Source organism: Ferrimonas sp. (genome assembly GCF_048263965.1).
GTDB lineage: Bacteria > Pseudomonadota > Gammaproteobacteria > Enterobacterales > Shewanellaceae > Ferrimonas.
Genome location: NZ_JBLXDO010000024.1, coordinates 1 through 17,304 on the forward strand (window position 1 = coordinate 1; position 17,304 = coordinate 17,304).

General features: G+C 57.1%; 15 protein-coding genes and 1 riboswitch. Of the genes, 8 read left to right on the forward strand and 7 right to left on the reverse strand.

The window, feature by feature from the left end; genetic code table 11:
• Positions 1 to 126: 126 nt before the first annotated feature.
• Positions 127 to 549 (reverse strand): ferric iron uptake transcriptional regulator, encoded by a 423-nt coding sequence (fur, locus tag ACN0RV_RS16790; RefSeq protein WP_028108813.1) that lies wholly within the window; start codon positions 547 to 549, stop codon positions 127 to 129.
• 271 nt (positions 550 to 820) lie between these two features.
• On the opposite strand from fur, the gene cobB reads away from it, so the two are divergent.
• Entirely contained in the window at positions 821 to 1,552 is a 732-nt protein-coding gene (gene cobB / locus ACN0RV_RS16795) for a Sir2 family NAD+-dependent deacetylase (protein ID WP_417349389.1), read from the forward strand.
• Between the two features lie 71 nt (positions 1,553 to 1,623).
• Here the strand turns inward: cobB and pepE are convergent, their stop codons facing one another.
• On the reverse strand, positions 1,624 to 2,331 hold the full coding sequence (pepE, locus tag ACN0RV_RS16800; protein WP_417349390.1) for a dipeptidase PepE: 708 nt from the start codon (positions 2,329 to 2,331) through the stop codon (positions 1,624 to 1,626).
• A 505-nt stretch (positions 2,332 to 2,836) separates the two neighbouring features.
• Here pepE and htpX point away from each other — a divergent pair.
• Both htpX and ACN0RV_RS16810 read left to right on the forward strand, forming a co-directional pair.
• Positions 2,837 to 3,715 carry a protease HtpX gene (htpX, locus tag ACN0RV_RS16805; RefSeq protein WP_028108816.1) on the forward strand — a complete coding sequence of 293 codons (879 nt, stop codon included), beginning with the start codon at positions 2,837 to 2,839 and terminating at the stop codon, positions 3,713 to 3,715.
• Positions 3,716 to 3,978: 263 nt separating this feature from the next.
• A complete protein-coding gene (locus ACN0RV_RS16810; RefSeq protein WP_028108817.1) occupies positions 3,979 to 4,296 on the forward strand; it encodes a cytochrome c3 family protein in 318 nt (105 codons plus the stop codon).
• A 56-nt stretch (positions 4,297 to 4,352) separates the two neighbouring features.
• On the opposite strand, the gene bcp is transcribed toward ACN0RV_RS16810, so the two are convergent.
• Positions 4,353 to 4,820, reverse strand: a complete 468-nt coding sequence (bcp, locus tag ACN0RV_RS16815; RefSeq protein ID WP_417349392.1) for a thioredoxin-dependent thiol peroxidase — start codon at positions 4,818 to 4,820, stop codon at positions 4,353 to 4,355.
• A 7-nt stretch (positions 4,821 to 4,827) separates the two neighbouring features.
• A complete protein-coding gene (locus tag ACN0RV_RS16820) occupies positions 4,828 to 5,370 on the reverse strand; it encodes a glycine cleavage system protein R (protein ID WP_417349394.1) in 543 nt (180 codons plus the stop codon).
• 229 nt (positions 5,371 to 5,599) lie between these two features.
• Between ACN0RV_RS16820 and dapA the strand changes: the two genes are divergently transcribed.
• The 3 genes from dapA (at position 5,600) to ACN0RV_RS16835 (ending at position 9,767) form a co-directional block, all read left to right on the forward strand.
• Entirely contained in the window at positions 5,600 to 6,478 is an 879-nt protein-coding gene (gene dapA, locus ACN0RV_RS16825) for a 4-hydroxy-tetrahydrodipicolinate synthase (protein WP_417349395.1), read from the forward strand.
• Between the two features lie 13 nt (positions 6,479 to 6,491).
• Positions 6,492 to 7,577 (forward strand): outer membrane protein assembly factor BamC, encoded by a 1,086-nt coding sequence (gene bamC / locus ACN0RV_RS16830; protein WP_417349397.1) that lies wholly within the window; start codon positions 6,492 to 6,494, stop codon positions 7,575 to 7,577.
• A 738-nt stretch (positions 7,578 to 8,315) separates the two neighbouring features.
• Complete coding sequence (locus ACN0RV_RS16835; RefSeq protein WP_417349398.1) at positions 8,316 to 9,767, forward strand: DUF3360 family protein; 1,452 nt, start codon at positions 8,316 to 8,318, stop codon at positions 9,765 to 9,767.
• Between the two features lie 147 nt (positions 9,768 to 9,914).
• Here the strand turns inward: ACN0RV_RS16835 and astB are convergent, their stop codons facing one another.
• Positions 9,915 to 11,255, reverse strand: coding sequence for an N-succinylarginine dihydrolase (astB, locus tag ACN0RV_RS16840; protein ID WP_417349400.1), 1,341 nt, complete (start codon positions 11,253 to 11,255; stop codon positions 9,915 to 9,917).
• A gap of 344 nt (positions 11,256 to 11,599) precedes the next feature.
• Between astB and topA the strand changes: the two genes are divergently transcribed.
• On the forward strand, positions 11,600 to 14,260 hold the full coding sequence (topA, locus tag ACN0RV_RS16845; protein WP_417349402.1) for a type I DNA topoisomerase: 2,661 nt from the start codon (positions 11,600 to 11,602) through the stop codon (positions 14,258 to 14,260).
• Between the two features lie 82 nt (positions 14,261 to 14,342).
• Here the strand turns inward: topA and ribB are convergent, their stop codons facing one another.
• Positions 14,343 to 14,990 (reverse strand): 3,4-dihydroxy-2-butanone-4-phosphate synthase, encoded by a 648-nt coding sequence (gene ribB, locus ACN0RV_RS16850; RefSeq protein WP_417349403.1) that lies wholly within the window; start codon positions 14,988 to 14,990, stop codon positions 14,343 to 14,345.
• 133 nt (positions 14,991 to 15,123) lie between these two features.
• Positions 15,124 to 15,270, reverse strand: a riboswitch (FMN riboswitch).
• A 137-nt stretch (positions 15,271 to 15,407) separates the two neighbouring features.
• On the reverse strand, positions 15,408 to 16,163 hold the full coding sequence (locus ACN0RV_RS16855) for a hypothetical protein (protein ID WP_417349404.1): 756 nt from the start codon (positions 16,161 to 16,163) through the stop codon (positions 15,408 to 15,410).
• A gap of 154 nt (positions 16,164 to 16,317) precedes the next feature.
• On the opposite strand from ACN0RV_RS16855, the gene cysB reads away from it, so the two are divergent.
• Positions 16,318 to 17,292: an HTH-type transcriptional regulator CysB gene (cysB, locus tag ACN0RV_RS16860; RefSeq protein ID WP_028108827.1), complete on the forward strand. Its 975-nt coding sequence runs from the start codon at positions 16,318 to 16,320 to the stop codon at positions 17,290 to 17,292.
• Positions 17,293 to 17,304: the final 12 nt, after the last annotated feature.

Here is a 17,304-nt window from a genome sequence, read left to right on the forward strand (position 1 = left end):
GGCCTACGGATACCGGGACAGCGACTACTTCTTCCTGAAGATACGAGCCGCTTTTCCCGGTAATGCGCGATGAACCTAAAAAAAGCGGAGCCGCGGCTCCGCTTTTTTTATGCCTGTTGTGACGACTCAGTGGTTACACTTGCCGTCGGTGCTGACGCCGTACAGATAGAGACTGTGGTTGGTCAGTTTAATGTTGTGCTTTTGAGCAATCTCGTGCTGACGTTGCTCAATCACCTCATCACTGAACTCCACCACTTTGCCGCAATCGAGGCAAACCAGATGGTCGTGATGATGTTGAGTCGCCAGTTCAAACACCGCTTTACCGCTTTCGAAATGGTGGCGGGTCACGATACCGGCATCGTCAAACTGGTTGAGAACCCGGTAGACCGTTGCCAAGCCGATCTCCTCTCCCTGGTCCAGCAGAAGCTTGTAAAGGTCTTCTGCGCTGATGTGTTGATTGCCTGGGTGCTGCAACAACTCCAGAATTTTAACTCTGGGCAGGGTGACCTTCAGTCCAGCTTTCTTTAGTGCTTGGTTTTCGTCCGTCATAGCATTCTCTTGCTTGAAGTCAGTGGGCTGACATTTACTAATTAGACCATTATAGGTAGCTTGCCTTCAACATTAAACCTTCGATAATGCAGGTATTTGCGAATATCCGGAGGTTATGGCAAAAAGTGCCGCTGGAAAAAGCAAATAACACTCCGGAAAGGGGGGAAATTTTCACCAAACTGGAATCTGACGCACCGACAGGGTAAAAAGGGAGTGAGAACTGGCTCACTTCCTGACGTCAGCTCGATTGTGTCACCTCAGGGAAGACAGGATGTATAAAAAGATAGTGGTACTTACCGGGGCCGGCATCTCCGCCGAGTCCGGCCTTAAGACCTTTCGCGCCGAAGATGGTCTTTGGGAGCAGCACAACATTGAGGATGTGGCCACCCCTGAGGGGTATGAGCGCAATCCGGAGCTGGTGCGCGCGTTCTACAACGCCCGCTGGGACCAGTTAAGAAACGGCCAGGTCGAGCCCAATCCGGCTCACCTGGCGCTCTCCGAACTGGAGGCCCTGGAGGGGGTTGAACTGACCCTGATTACCCAGAATATCGACAACCTACATGAGCGCGCCGGCAGCCGCCGGGTGATTCACATGCACGGCGAGTTGGCCAAGGCAAGGTGTCCCCGCAGTCAGCAGGTGTTTCCCATGGCGCAACCCTTTGCCGAAGACAATTGTTGCACCTGCTGTATTCCCGGTGAACCCCTGCGTCCCCATGTGGTGTGGTTTGGTGAGATGCCCCTGCAGTTGAATCGCATCTATCAGTCCCTGTCTGACTGCGATCTCTTCATCTCCATCGGCACCTCAGGAACGGTCTACCCTGCTGCAGGCTTTGTGGAGATGGCCAGCCAGGCCCACGCCTACACCGTTGAGGTGAACCTGGAGCCCTCAGAGGTACACAGCCAGTTCCAATACCATATGCAGGGCAGGGCCGGCGAGATGGTGCCCAGATTGGTATCGGCCATTGCCGGCGGACAGTCCCTGGAAATGCTGTTGGGGCGCTGACGCCATCGAACTGTCAGACAGAAACACAAAGAGGGCTCGCAATGAGCCCTCTTTGTGTTTGAGGAGGAGGGTTACAGCAGGAAGCTGATGTCGCTGCCCGGCTCGATGGGCTGTTTCTGAGTGGTGCCTTCAAACAGGTAGGCATCCAGCTCTCCCTGAAGCACCAGGGCGTCTCCCTGACGGCGGATGGCGCTGCCTTCGCAGATCCCCACAACCGGGGAGAGGGGGTCGACACAGGTAAATTCCCGCAGACGGTCGGCGCGGGTCTCGCCGTTGTGACCCGGAGGCTGGTAGTCGGTGTAGTGGGGGTTTACCTGGAAGGGCACCAGGTTCAGTGCGTCGAAGCTGGGGGGTTCGATGATGGGCATGTCGTTGGTGGTGCGAATCGACTTGCCTGCCACGTTGGAGCCTGCGCTCCAGCCAATGTAGGGCATGCCGTTGTTCACCTTGTCGCGAATCGCCTCCACCAGGCCATGGCGATAAAGCTCATGCAGCAGATGGAAGGTGTTGCCCCCGCCGACAATCACGCCGTCAACCTCTTCCAGGGCGACCACCGGGTCTGGGGTTTCGTGGGCACTGACCAGTTGGCAGCCAAGGCCACCCAAGGCCTCCACCACCTTCTGATGATAATCATCGTAGCTGATGCTGACGCCAGCATAGGGGATGAACAACCAGCGACTGCCGGGGCTCATCATCTTTTCCAGCATGGGCAGGGCGTGGCTCAGGTAGGGGGTATCCCCGGCTCGGGAGCTGCTCAGCAGCAGGATGGACTGACTCATGGAGCTGATTCCTTAATTGGCGCTATCCATCTGATAATAAAGCCAAAACCACAAGATGTCTGCAACAATTCCAGAAAGATTAAAAACGTTTAGGGATCAAAAGGATAGGGCAGGATGCCAAGCTGCCAGCAACATGAGAACTAATTGTTATATAAATATAGGCCAAAAGTTATGGTGTGGCGCATCTTGTGGTTGAACAATGAGTTCTGTGGCATATACTGTATTTCGATACAATTTGGTTTCCCAAACCACTGTCAAAAGCCACCGCCCCCAACGGTGGCTTTTTCTTGTCTGGCCGCCTGGGTGTGAAAGCCGGGGTTCAGCCTTTTCTGTATACACTGTCCTTTTCAAGGATAAGTTGCAAAACAATCGGCATTGCCGAGGTGTTGGTGTAACTTTTCCGTAGATACAAGGCCTTGAAGAGGGGACTCTTTACCCCCAAATAGTGTCTATACAGGGGTGGCCGGAGTGGCCACCTTTGAACCTTGTGTTTTTAGGAGAATCAATGAAACGCATACTGTTGTTCCTGGCGACTAACCTGGCTGTGGTGCTGGTGTTGGGTATTGTTCTGTCCGTGCTGACGTCGGCACTGGGGATTGAGTTCCACAGCATGGGCGGCATCCTGATGCTGGCTCTGGTGTTTGGCTTTGGTGGTTCCCTTCTGTCTCTGCAGATGTCCAAGTGGATTGCCAAGCGCTCCATGGGCCTGCAGGTGATTGAACAGGCCAGGGATGAGACCGAAGCCTGGCTGCTGGACACCGTGGCCGACCAGGCGCGTCGCAGTGGCATCAAGATGCCGGAGGTGGCGGTTTACTCCTCCCCTGATATGAATGCTTTTGCCACAGGGCCAAGCCGTAACAACTCTCTGGTGGCGGTATCCACCGGTCTGCTTTACGGCATGAACCGGGATGAGGTTGAAGCGGTACTGGCCCACGAAGTCAGCCACGTCGCCAACGGCGATATGGTGACCATGGCGCTGATCCAGGGAGTGGTAAACACCTTTGTGATCTTCATCGCCCGGTTGATCGCCGGCACCGTCAGTAATGTGATTGGCGGAGACGAAGAGGGCAGTGGCGAAGAAGCCAGTTATATGACCTATTTCCTGGTCTCCATGGTGTTGGAGATGGTGTTTGGCATTCTGGCCTCGTTTATCGTCATGTACTACTCTCGCCAGCGCGAGTACCGAGCCGACGCCGGAGGTGCCGCCCTGGCCGGTCGTCACAAGATGATTGCCGCCCTGGAGCGACTGCGCGGTGGCCAGGAAAGTCAGATGCCGGCGACCATGGCCGCCTTTGGCATCAGCGGTAAGAAGAGCATGAGCGAATTGCTGATGAGCCATCCGCCACTGGAGAAGCGAATCGCCGAACTGCAGGCTTCTGCGTAAAAAACGGTGGTAATCCGACACAACAGGCGGCCCAGGGGCCGCCTGTTTTCATTCTATGAGCCAAATAGAATTAGTTTGTAAATTTAGACACCTGCAACAAATTTCCCCCTCCTTTTTTGATCTGAGCGGCATTTTCCCCGGTGCTTAGCTGATAAAGTTAGCCGGCCTCCGATTGCAGGGTTGATATTGATCAACTAGCTTAGTTGGAGACAAGAAAAAAACTGGCGGTCTGACCGCCTTTAATGCGTGTGAGGATGAGAATAATGTTTAAGCAACTGCTGTGCGCCATGTTTGGCATGGGGCTGGCCTTCAGTGCCGCCGCTGCCGACGTACTGGCCGATATGCATGCCGAGATGTCCGGCTGCGAAACCTGCCATGCCGATGGTGCGCCTTCTGAAGATGGTGCCCACGAAGCTGCTGCCTGTGCCGACTGTCACGGTGGCCTGGCGGATATGGAAGCTCCACACCCTGCCCACGACGGTATGCTGGAGTGCACCGACTGTCACATGATGCATGAAGATGAAGTGGGCTCCCGTCCTGCTTGTGATGCCTGTCATGATGACGGCCGCACCGCTGGTTAATCAGTGGCGCCAGTCAGAAAAAACCCGCCGGTTGGCGGGTTTTTTTATCTCTGAGCTCAGAGCTCTTTGAGGTAGTTCAGCACCACGTCGTGATGATCTTTGGTTTTGAACTTATCAAACCTGTGAGCCACCTTGCCCTCCTCGTCGATGAGGAAGCTGAGGCGGTGGATGCCATCGTATTCTCTGCCCATAAACTTCTTGGGGCCCCAGACGCCAAACAGGTCGGCCACCGCATGGTCTTCGTCGGAGAGCAGATCGAAGTTGAGGTTGTCTCGTTCGATAAACTTGGTCAGGCGTTTCACCGGGTCCGGGCTGATCCCCAGGACCACGGTATTGAGGGCTTCCAGCTCTGCCTTGGTGTCCCTCAGGCTGCAGGCCTGTACCGTGCAGCCGGGGGTCATCGCCTTGGGGTAGAAGTACACCAGAACCCGTTTGCCGCGAAGGTTCGCCAGGCTGATCGCTTCATCGTTCTGGTTGTGCAGAGTGAACTCTGGTGCCTGAGCACCGGGTTGAAGTGGTTGCATAACGTCCCTAGTTGGTGTTTTCGTTGAGATCCATTCGCCGTATACGGCAATCCAGGCCGATCTGATCACCCAGTTCCCTCAGTTGCACCTCCAGATGGTCGGTGTCGGTACCCTCGGGGATATTGATGAACAGCTCCAACTGCTGCAGTGCTGTGCCATTCTCGTCGGCATCTGCATGAGTCCGCATTCCAGCCAGATCCTGGCCCAGATCTTCCAGGCACTGGGTGATCTGCTTCATGGTTCCGCGGCGGTTTTCACCGGAGTACTCAACCGCCAGACGGGCAATGTGGTTTTGTGGAACGTGTTCACTGGTTCGCTTGGTGATGGTGAGCAGGTCCAGTTCCGCCGCCTTGGCGGGTAACTGGTTTTCCATCAGAGTAATGGCAGTGTGACTGCCCGCTACCAGCATAATCAGGTTGAACTCATTGCCGTAAGTCGCCATGCGGCTGTCGATGATGTCGCAGTCACAACTGGCGGTGAGTTTGGCCAACTGATTAACTATGCCAGGACGGTCGGTCCCCATAGCCGTTACCGCAAGATACTGGGTCATGGTGGTCCTTACTTGGCAGGTAATAACTTGTTATTGCTTTTATATCGGTCAATCATCCTAGCACAGTTGTTTCCCTCCAATCATGAGAAAAACTTATCAATAAAGGTTATGAGTTAACCGCGACCGGTGCAGTCCATCGAACCGGGGCCCGCCCTGGCGGTCCCTGACCTTGTCAATGTCCCTGGCCACAAGTACCATAGCTTGCTCAATGGTCTAGGGAATTCGAAAGATGTTTAGCGGAAGTATTGTTGCCTTGGTCACCCCATTTAATGAGGATGGCGCCGTCGATTTCAACGCCTTGAACGCGTTGGTTGAGTTTCATATCGAGCAGGGAACCGATGCCATCGTGGCGGTGGGGACCACAGGTGAGTCCGCGACTCTGAACCCGAAAGAGCATATAGAAGTGGTGGAAGCGGTGGTCAAAGCCGTGGACGGTCGGGTCAAGGTGATCGGCGGTGCCGGTGCCAACGCCACTCAGGAAGCGATCGACCTGACCCTGGCCTGTGAGGCTGCGGGCGTGGACGGTACCCTGTCTGTGACCCCTTACTACAACAAGCCGACGCAGGCTGGCCTGATAGCCCACTACAGTGCCATTGCCGAAGTGGCTGCCAAGCCCATCATCCTGTACAACGTCCCTGGCAGAACCTGTTGTGACCTGTTGCCGGAAACGGCGGCAGAGTTGTCGAAACTTCCTGGGATTATTGGAATCAAAGAGGCTACTGGAGACCTGTCCAGGGTGGCCAAGCTCAAAGAGCTCTGCCGGGAAGATTTCCTCCTGCTCAGTGGTGATGATCCGACGGCCATGGAGTTTATCCTCCTCGGTGGCCACGGGGTGATCTCCGTGACCAACAATGTGGTGCCTGGCGTGTTTAAGGCGATGTGCGCCGCCGCCGCGGAAGGTGATCGCGCTGCAGCAGCCGAGCAAAACGACAAGATGACAGGGCTCTACAGTGCCCTGTTTACAGAAGCCAACCCCATCCCTGTTAAGTGGGCCCTGGCTGAGATGGGCAAGATGCCCCTGGCAGACCTGCGTCTGCCGCTGACAACATTGTCCGAAGCGCATCACGACACGGTGCGCCAAGCACTGGCCCAGGCCGGTGCCCTATAAAAAGGAAAAAAGAATGAAGCGAGTTTTATTGGGGGTGCTGGTGGTATCGGCACTGGCCGGGTGTTCCACTCCTCTTGAGCGGCGTCAGGCCGAGGGCAACTACAACTACCTGGAGCAGCCTGAGCCGGTGCCTCTGGTGGTGCCCGAAGGGCTGAAATCCCCCAAGGTGAGCAGTGAGTACGTGATTCCTGCTCCCGCCACTGGTGACCGGATTCTGGGTGCCAGGATTGATGTTCGTTCTCCACTTCAGGTGCTGCCCCTGGGCGAAGGGGTGCGGCTGCAGGAGAGCGCCGACAGCGTCACCGTACTGCTCGAAAATCAGCGGGACGAGGTCAATCTGAAAGAGCAGATCATGACCAACCTGAGCGAATTCCTCGGCCACAAGAATATTGGCATTGCCAGTCAGGATGACCTTCAGGGTAGGGTGGATACCGACTGGATCGAGGTGGTTGAAGAACTGGGAGGCTCCTGGTGGAGCAAGGAGCAGTACAAGCTGCGTCAGCGTTATGGCTTTGAGGTGCAGGTCCGCGATAATGGCCATACCGGCTCCCTGACCATTGAGCTGCTGGATCACGAGGAGTTTGTTGACCAGCAGGATCAGGATATCGCCCTGACCGATTCGGATAAGCGTCGTTACACCATCGACATGCTGAACAACGCCATCTCCTACATGAACTTCAAGCAGACCCAGCAAAACAAGCTGCGGGACCTGGAGCGTGCGGAAGGGATGGCTCTGAGCCTGGCCACAGACGCCGACGGCAATACCACCTTTGAAACCCAAGCCGGCTTCGAGCGGGTGTGGAGCCGTTTGGACCGGGTGCTGCCGGTGCTTGGGTTTACCGTGAAGGACCTGGACAAGAGCCAGGGCACCTATTACGTGGACTATGACCCTAACGAAGGCTTCTGGGCCAACCTGTGGGGCAATAACGACATTCTGGCACTGACCTCAGGTGCTTACCGTGTCAAGCTGACCGAAGTGGCGCAGGGCACTCAGATTCTGCTGCAGGACGCCGATGGCGTTGCCTTGGACGGCGAACTGATGAATGCTCTGTTTGAGCAGTTCTCCGACTATATGCAGCGCAACGTAAAATCGTTGTAAATCAAGAGTTAATAGCAATCCCCGCTTCGGCGGGGATTTTTTTTGCCTGAACGTTTTGAGTAGAGGCAAAAGGGCATTCTCAGTATCTGTTGGCTAATGGTTTGATTTGTCACAAAGCTGGTTTGCCTCTGTTGCTGAACCGGGGCGAGATCGACCTGAATCCACCGAACTGCCTGAAAGGTAAACAGACAACCCGCATGAGTAATAAAAGGATTATGCGAGATGTCATAATTGTGATCTTTGGCAAGATAATTCAAGTTTGCCCGCTGAAGATCACATTTAACTTCTGGTTGACTCCCTTTTGAGCCGCGCGGTTTCCTCAATCCCACGGCCTTTTTCGAACCAGATCATCCACTGCTAAATTTCGTGACCCACTTCAAGTTAAAAAAGAGCCTTCGTTACAATTGGGTTACATGGTTTTTTGCTAATTCATTGATATACATTCGATTATAGGCACAATCTATCACAAACTAACTTTTGGTTATATTGGTCGTTAAACAAAATTATGTCTCTGATATTTAAAGAATTTAAGTGTCAGATTTAGGTATTTGGCCCTTTGGGTGAATCTGCGTCGATAAAGTTTTGATGAAATTAGAGCCTGAATTCCACTGTTTGATTTGCAGAATGCGTCTAACTAGAATTCGTCGACAACGAAAATGAAATGTAAGCCGACTGTTGCGGAAATAGTGGTCAGCCATTTCTCCAGCTAACTGTTGGATTAATCCCCAGAGGTTATCGATGTCAACACAAACTGCTTCCTATAAGGATCGCCATAAGCCGGCCAGTTCCTTCGAGAATCGTCAGAGCTATCTCGAAAACGAACTGACCATCATGAACTTCCGGCGCTGGCGTGTGCACCTGCCGTTTCGCGATTTCGGCATTGAATTCGAAGATCTGATCCCGGCTCTCGCCGCCACCATCGGTAAGGTGGTGATGGTGACTGCCATGGCAGCGGCCTTTGCTGCCCAGTTCGGTCTGTCTCCCGAGTTCATCGCCGAAAACGTGCGTTACGAGCTGCTGATTGCGGGTGTGCTGTTCGCAGTCGTCTTCTCAGCCATCCTGAACCCCAACACCAACCTGGCCGGTACCCACGGTCCGATGATTCCGTTGATTCCTCTGATTGCTGCGGCGGGTGGTCACCCACTGGCGCTGGGGATCATGGTGGGCGTCTTCGGCTTGCTGCTCAGTTGGAGTAAGGGCGGTTCCCGACTGGTGACCATGACCGGCGAAGGGGTGAAGGGCGGCCTGCTCATCTACCTGGGCGCCATCGGTCTGGTTGGTCAGATCACCAAGCTCGAAGCCTGGTCCTCTGGCATCGGCATGGGCTACGTGTCCTTCGGGGTTATCTTTGCCACCGTAGTGATCTACGCCTACCTGGCTCGCGTGAAGATGCGCTGGTTGGCGATTCCTCTGTGTTCCTTCCTGGCCGGTGTCGTTGCCTGGGCCATGGGCACGCCGTTCGAGTTCGTTACCGAACCCGGTCTGCCGCCGCTGAGCCCCTTCTTCTGGTGGGGTGAGAACACCGGCTGGCAGATGGGCTGGCCTGAGCTGAGCCACTTTGTTGCGGTAATTCCTTTTGCCATCCTGGCGGTTGCCATGTGGTCCCCTGATTTCCTGGGCCACCGCGTATTCCAGGAGCTGAACTATCCCAAGAAGGCCAAAGGCGTTCTGATGAACGTGGACGACACCATGACCGTGTGCTCCATCCGTCAGATCGTAGGTTCTGTGCTGGGCGGCGGTAACCTGGCCTCCTCCTGGGGTACCTACATGATCCCTGCGGCCATCGCCAAGCGTCCTATCCCTGGCGGCGCCCTGCTGACCGGTGTGATGTGTGTGCTGGCTGCTGTCCTGGGTTACCCCATGGACCTGGCCATGTGGGAGCCTGTACTGCGTGTGGCCCTGCTGGTAGGTGTATTCCTGCCTCTGCTGGAAGCGGGCATGCAGATGGTACGTGACAATCAGAGCGCCCAGAGCGCCGGTGTGTGCATGTTCTCCTGTGCCTTCGTAAACCCAGTATTTGGTTGGGCTCTGACCATGCTGCTGGATAACCTGGGCCTGATTGGTGACAAGGAGCGTTCCGCTCAGCTGTCCACCGCTGACCGTCTGGTTATCCCTCTGATCGCCTTCGTTATCTGTGTAGGCGCCCTGGCCCTGGTTGGTCAGCTGCCCGGTATTCCAGCCCTGCTGTAATGCCCTAGGGAATTGAGAGAGAGAAGAAGCGGCCCCAAATGGGGCCGCTTTTTTGTGTCAGGCACCTTGAGGCCCGCTGAGGCGCAGATGCTGTCGGTATAGGGCGATGCCGTCGCTTGGGGGGACGGCATCGCCCTGCTGAAGGGGTTATCCCCGCTGGAAGGGGTAGACGCTGCCCAGTTTCAGCAGCTGAGTCAGCTCGTCCAAAGCGGTGAGGGATTCGTTCAGCAGGGACGGGTCACGCAGGTCATCCAGGGTCAGCTGGTCGCGATAATGCTTGCTGACCCAGGCACTCAGGCTGGCGTGGCTGGCCTGGTTGATCAGCGTTGCCTGATTCACTCCGGCCAGCTCCTGCTCGTTCATCGCCACCCTCAGGCGCAGACAGGCTGGGCCACCCCCATTTTGCATGCTCTGCTTGACGTTGAAATAGAGCACCTTGGCGATGGGGTTGTTCTGGGCCACCAGGGTCTCCAGGTAGGCTGCCACCTGGGCATTTTCCTGGCACTCGGTGGGGGCAATGATCACCATCTCACCGCTGGGCAGGGTGAGGATCTGGGTATTGAACAGGTAGCTCCTGACCGCGTTGTCGATGCTGACCGCCTCGGTGGGCACCTTGATAAAGTGCAGTTCGCCCTCGCCGAACTTGCGGCGCACCTCCTCCAGCTTGGACTGGGTGTCGAGGAAAGCCTGCTCATGGTAGAACAGCACGTTGTGGTTGCCCACGGCGATCACATCGTTGTGGAACACCCCCTGGTCAATGACATCCGGGTTCTGCTGGATAAAGACGGTGTTGTCTTCATTCAGCTGGTGCAGCCTGGCCACCGCCTGACTGGCTTCCAGGGTCTGACGGGCCGGATAGAGGCTGGGCTTGGGGGCGGTGGGATCCGAGCCGTGCTGGCCATAGACAAACAGCTGAACCCCCTGCTGGCCGTAGTCCCGGCACAGTCGGGTATGGTTGGCGGCCCCCTCATCGCCGAACATCTCATGAGCGGGGAGGGCGTGGTGGTGGGCGAACCTCTGTTGGTCGACAAAGGTGGCCTTGAGGATGCGTCCGGTCACCCCATGCTCGATGGCCCGGTGGAATTTGTTCACCAGATTGGCCGGGGTGAAGTGGACCTTGCCGTCGGCACTGTCGGCACTGGGTGAGACGGTGGCGGCGTTGGCGGTCCACATGCTGGAGGCGGAGTAACAGGCCATCAGCAGGTGAGGAGCGGTATCGAAGGCTTTCTGCAGGATCTCACCGTCACTGCCGGAGAAGCCCAACTGCTTCAGGGTGTGGATGTCGGGGCGCTGCTGGGGGGCCAATACCCCCTGCACCATGCCCAGCTGCTGGACGGAGAGCATCTTATCCAGCCCCTGCAGGGCGGCGGCCCTGGGGTTTGAAACCGCCTGAGCGTTGGACTGGGAGGCAACGTTGCCAAAGGAGAGACCGGCATAGTTGTGGGTGGGGCCTACCAGGCCATCGAAGTTGGCTTCAAAAGCTCGCATGAAAATTCCTTTGCTTATTTATAGTTAAACCTCTCTGCCTGAGCCCGGGAGGGCCTGAACAAGCAGGTGAAGAAAGTCAACAGTATAAGGCGCAAACTGTGATGGACAAGGGGGGAACTGCTGCTCAGATGTAACATCTGCATAACTATTACTTGCGTTGCCTCCCTCATTGCATTAGTAATTTTTTTATATGCGAATCTAGTCCCAAAAAAATTCTCGATTGGACAAATTTCGACTAACTGATGGCTTCCTTGGGGGTCAAGGCTTGAAACTCACAGGTCTTCCCTCTATATATGGAGCCACTTTGTATAAACCGCTTGCAGACAGGTGTCCTAACCCCCGCCATGGCTAAATCACTGGTAATTGTGGAGTCGCCCGCCAAGGCGAAGACCATTAACAAATATCTCGGCAAAGACTTCATCGTGAAATCCTCGGTGGGGCACATCCGTGACTTGCCCACCTCTGCCAGTCAATCTGAGTCAGCGGCCCCGGCCAAGAGTGCCGCGGAAGTGCGCAAGATGGCCCCGGAGGCCAAGGCCGCTTACAAGCGTGAGCGTGAGTATCAGGGACTGATTGCCCGCATGGGCATCGACCCGGAACACGACTGGAAGGCCAACTACCAGGTGCTGCCTGGCAAAGAGAAGGTGGTCAAGGAGCTTCAGACCCTGGCTGCCAAGGCGGACCACGTCTACCTCGCAACGGATTTGGACCGCGAAGGGGAAGCGATCGCCTGGCATCTTCAGCAGGTGATTGGCGGCGACGACAGTCGCTACCGTCGGGTGGTGTTCAACGAGATCACCAAGGGCGCCATCAAGGAAGCCTTTGCTCACCCACTGGAACTGAATCAGGCCAGGGTCAACGCTCAGCAGGCCCGTCGTTTCCTCGACCGGGTGGTGGGCTTCATGGTGTCGCCTCTGCTGTGGAAGAAGATCGGCCGCGGCCTGTCTGCGGGCCGGGTTCAGTCCGTGGCGGTGCGACTGCTGGTGGAGCGCGAGCGTGAGATCCGCGCCTTCGTGCCGGAAGAGTTCTGGGACCTGCACGCCGATCTGGGTTCCGCCTCAGGCGATGCCCTGCGGATGCAGGTCGCCCGCTTCCAGGGGAATAAACTGGAACTGGGCAATGAGACCGAGGCGATGGCCGCGGTGGCCGCCCTGAAGGCCGCGGGCTACACCGTCGCCGGCCGCGAGGATAAGCCCAGTAAGAGCCGTCCCCAGGCTCCCTTTATCACCTCCACCCTGCAGCAGGCGGCCAGTACCCGTCTGGGCTTCGGGGTGAAGAAGACCATGACCCTGGCTCAGCGTCTGTATGAGGCCGGTTACATCACCTACATGCGTACCGACTCCACCAACCTCTCCAAAGAGGCGGTGGCCAACTGTCGTGATTACATCCAGCAGTGGCATGGTGATGCCTACCTGCCTGAGGCACCCAAGGTGTATGGCAGCAAGGAGGGCGCCCAGGAAGCGCACGAAGCGATTCGTCCTTCCGACGTGACCGTGAAGGCCGACGGCCTCTCCGGCATGGAGCGTGACGCCGAGCGCCTGTACGACCTGATCTGGCGCCAGTTTGTGGCCTGCCAGATGACCGAAGCCCGTTACGACGCCACCACCCTGACGGTGACCGCCGGTGACTATGAGCTCAAGGCCAAGGGCCGCATCATGCGCTTTGACGGTTGGACCGCGGTTCAGCCACCGTTGCGGCGCAAGGGCGAAGAGGATCTGATCCTGCCACCGGTCAAGGTGGGGGACAGCCTCAGCCTGAAGGAACTGGATCCACGTCAGCACTTCACCAAGCCACCGGCACGCTTCAACGAAGCCTCCCTGGTGAAGGAGCTGGAGAAGCGCGGTATCGGCCGCCCCTCCACCTACGCTTCCATCATCTCCACCATCGTGGACCGGGGCTATGTGAAGGTGGAAAACCGCCGATTCTTCGCCGAGAAGATGGGCGAGATCGTCACCGACCGCCTGGTGCAGAACTTCACTGACCTGCTCAACTACGACTTTACCGCGGAGATGGAGCAGACCCTGGATAAGATCGCCGACGACCAGCGCGACTGGAAGCAGGTGCTCAACGAGTTCTATGGCGGCTTCACCCAGCGCCTGGATCAGGCCGGATTGCCCGCCGACGAGGGTGGCATGGTGGGCAACGAGATGGTGTTGACCGACATCCCCTGTCCTACCTGTGAGCGCTCCATGGGCATTCGTACCGCCACCACAGGCGTGTTCCTGGGGTGCAGCGGCTACAGCCTGCCGCCGAAAGAGCGGTGCAAGACCACCATCAACCTCACCCCGGGTGAGGAAGCGGTTGCGGTACTCGAAGGCGAGGACCTGGAAACCGAAGCCCTGCGTCACAAGCGTCGTTGTCCCAAGTGCGGCACCGCCATGGACAGCTACCTGATCGACGAACAGCGTAAGCTGCATGTGTGTGGTAACAACCCGAGTTGCAGCGGCTACGAGGTGGAGAAGGGCAGCTTCAAGATCAAGGGCTATGACGGTCCCATCATCGAGTGTGACCGTTGCGGCGCCGACATGGAGCTGAAGAACGGCCGCTTCGGTAAGTACTTCGCCTGCACCAACACCGAGAACTGCAAAAACACCCGTAAGCTGCTCAAGAGCGGTGAGGTGGCTCCACCGAAAGAGGATCCGGTTCAACTGCCCGAGCTGCCTTGCGAAAAGTCCGACGCGCACTTCGTGCTGCGTGATGGCGCCGCCGGCCTGTTCCTGGCTGCCAGCACCTTCCCCAAGAGCCGGGAGACCCGCGCACCCAAGGTGGAGGAGCTGGTTCGCTTCAAGGATCGCATCTCGCCCAAGTTCCACTACCTGACCGAGGCTCCGGCCAAAGATGGTGATGGCAACCTGGCCGTGGTGAAGTTCAGCCGTAAAACCAAGGAGCAGTACGTGGCCACCGAGGTTAATGGCAAGGCCACAGGCTGGACCGCCAAGTACATCGAAGGCAAGTGGGTCGAGGAGCAGACCAAGAAGCGTGCCCCGGCGAAGAAGAAAGCCTGATCACCGCTTTTTCACTAAGAAACTAAAAAGCCCGCTGCAGTCAGCGGGCTTTTTTGTGCCTGTAAGCGCCTCAGCGGCATTCTCAGGCGCTTTGGCGCTCCAGTTGAACTCGGTATGCCACCAGGTCCTCAATGGTCAACAGAGGCATTTGACGAGCTTTGGCGAACTCTGCCAGGGCCGGTAGGCGCATCATCTCACCGTCGTCGTGATTCAGCTCGCAGATCACCGCCGCCGGTGAGAGGCCAGCCAGACGGGCCAGATCCACCGAACCTTCGGTGTGGCCACGGCGGGAGAGTACCCCCCCGGGCTGGGCACGCAGGGGAAAGACATGACCTGGACGGGCCAGATCTTCCGGGCGAGCGCCCTCGGCTACGGCGGTGCGGACGGTGACCGCCCGGTCAGAAGCGGACACGCCGGTGCTGACGCCGACCTTGGCTTCGATGGAGACGGTGAAGGCGGTCTGGTTGCGGCTGTTGTTGTCTGCCACCATGGCGGGCAGGGCCAGTTGCTCAACCCGTTCCGGGGTCAGGCACAGGCAGACGATGCCGGAGCCGTGGCGGATAAGCAGCGCCATCTGTTCCTTGGTGATGGTTTCGGCGGCGAAGATAACATCGCCTTCGTTTTCTCGGTCCTCATCATCCACCAGGATGATGCCCTGGCCCTGTTTCAGCGCGTCAATGGCTGCTTCCACACGGGAGTGGGGAGTTCCGATAAGTAGAGACTGATTCATGGTAGGTCCTTAAAAATACGTTAGTTACCAGAATCAGGGCATCAGGATTAGGTCGTGGCAAGCGGCCACGACCCGGCAGGCGGAGTGATGCTCCACCGTGCGGACGTACTTGTCCTCTCAAAGAGGCTGTTACGCCTATCCTCTTTCATCCGGACTGTGACCGTCGGCTCTGGCATCTCACCAGATCTGCTGACCCTGCCAGCAGGCAGGCGCTCGCGGGCTCATCCCTGGAAGGGGATATACCGCCGGTGGGGAGTTTCACCCCGCCCTGAGAATAGTTGCCCGAAGGCAGGGCCATGCTACTCCCGGGGCTGGCCACCGGCAAGAAGGGGTGACGAATTTGGAATGGGGATCCCAATCTGGAACCTGGGGGAGGGAACGCTCAAAAAAGGAAAGGGGCCATCAGGCCCCTTTTGATTACCACTTTTTCTTCGGCTGGAACAGCTCATCAAGGTCATCCTTGGGCTTGTTCTGCTTGCTCAGGTCCTGCTTGGAACCCTCAATCGCCTGCAGCAGTTCATTGGTTTTTGCCTGCATGCGTGCCCGATAGTCGGGGCCGGCCAGTACCTGGTTGTTCAGGGCCAGGGTAATCTTGGAGAGCAGCATCTTGGCGGAGCCGTGCTGGCGGGCGTTGACCAGGTTGCGTGCCCGGTTCATCAGCACTTCGATGTGGATGCGCAGCTGCAGCTTGTCTACCTTTAGCTCTTCGTCGGTGAACACTTCAGCGGCCATGCGGCCCTTGTTGTGCTCATTACGCAATACGGGTTTGAGCTTCTTCAGGGTCTGGATCAGCACCAGGGTCTGCTTTTCGTTGCTGGGTAACTGAAACAGATCGATGCTCTCCTGGCCCAATTGGCCCGCTTCCAGGGCGGACAGCTGGCCCACGGTGTGGCTGATGCGGGCATCAAATTCGCTGCTGCCGCCAGCCAACTGCTTGGACTGGTTCAGGGCATCGAGAATTCGGGTATTCAGGGTCTGCAGCAGGGCGTTGCTCATGGGAATGAGCGCAGCCTGGGAGAGGATCTCCTCGGTCTCTTCAATGACCGCGCGCTGTCGCGCCAGCTCCTTACGTCGCTGGGCTTCCTTGGCTTCATGATGTTGATATACCAGATTGATGGCGATGATCACCAGCAGGGCAACCACGACCATAACGACGACGGCGAAAAATGACATGCTTTAGCAAAGAGTTAGAATTTTTGTCAATGCTACACTATTGTCGGTTGATGTGCATCCCGTCATGGGAGGTCACACCATATTCCGATTGATGTCAAAAAGCCTTTTGGCTATAACTAATAGGAATTAATAGGCTCAGATAGTCGAGAAGCCCATGAAGCTGCAACAGTTGCGCTATATCGTAGAAGTCCTCAACAACAACCTCAACGTTTCTGCCACTGCGGAAAGCCTGTATACCTCACAACCGGGGATCAGCAAGCAGGTGCGGATGCTGGAGGATGAGCTGGGGATCCAGATTTTCGGGCGCAGTGGCAAACACCTGACCCATGTGACGCCGGCGGGCCAGCAGGTGATCGATATCGCCTCCGAAGTGCTGGGCAAGGTGGAGAGCATCAAGAAGGTGGCCCGGGAGTATACCCAGCCGGACCGTGGCGATCTGGTGATCGCCACCACCCACACCCAGGCACGTTATGCCCTGCCAGAGGTGATCAAGGGCTTTATTGAGCGTTACCCTCAGGTGAATCTGCACATGCACCAGGGCACCCCGGACCAGATCTGCGAGATGGCGGTGCGGGGCGATGCCGATTTTGCCATCGCCACCGAAGGGATGCACATGTATCACGATCTGCTGATGCTGCCTTGCTATCACTGGAACCGCTCCATCGTATTCCGCCGTGACCACCCCCTGGCCTCTGCCAGTCGGGTCACTCTGGCGGACGTCGCCCAGTATCCCCTGGTGACCTATGTGTTTGGCTTCAATCGCAGCAGTGCCCTGGAGAAGGCGTTCAACGCCCAGGGACTGGAGCCCAGGGTGGTGTTTTCCGCCACCAGTGCCGATGTGCTTAAGACCTATGTGCGCCTGGGGCTGGGCGTGGGCGTCATGGCCACCATGGCTCTGGACGAGATGGAGGACAGTGACCTGGTGGTGGTGGACGCCAGTGACCTGTTCGAGCCCAACACCACCAAGATCGGCTTCAGGAAAGGCAGCTTCCTGCGCAGCTATATGTATGAGTTTATGGAGCGGTTTGCCCCCCACCTCACCCGTGAGCGGGTAGAAAAGGCTCAGCTGCTTCGGGACCAGCAGCAGGTGGATGAGATGTTCGCCAATGTCGAGCTACCCATGAGGTAATTCCGAGTATTT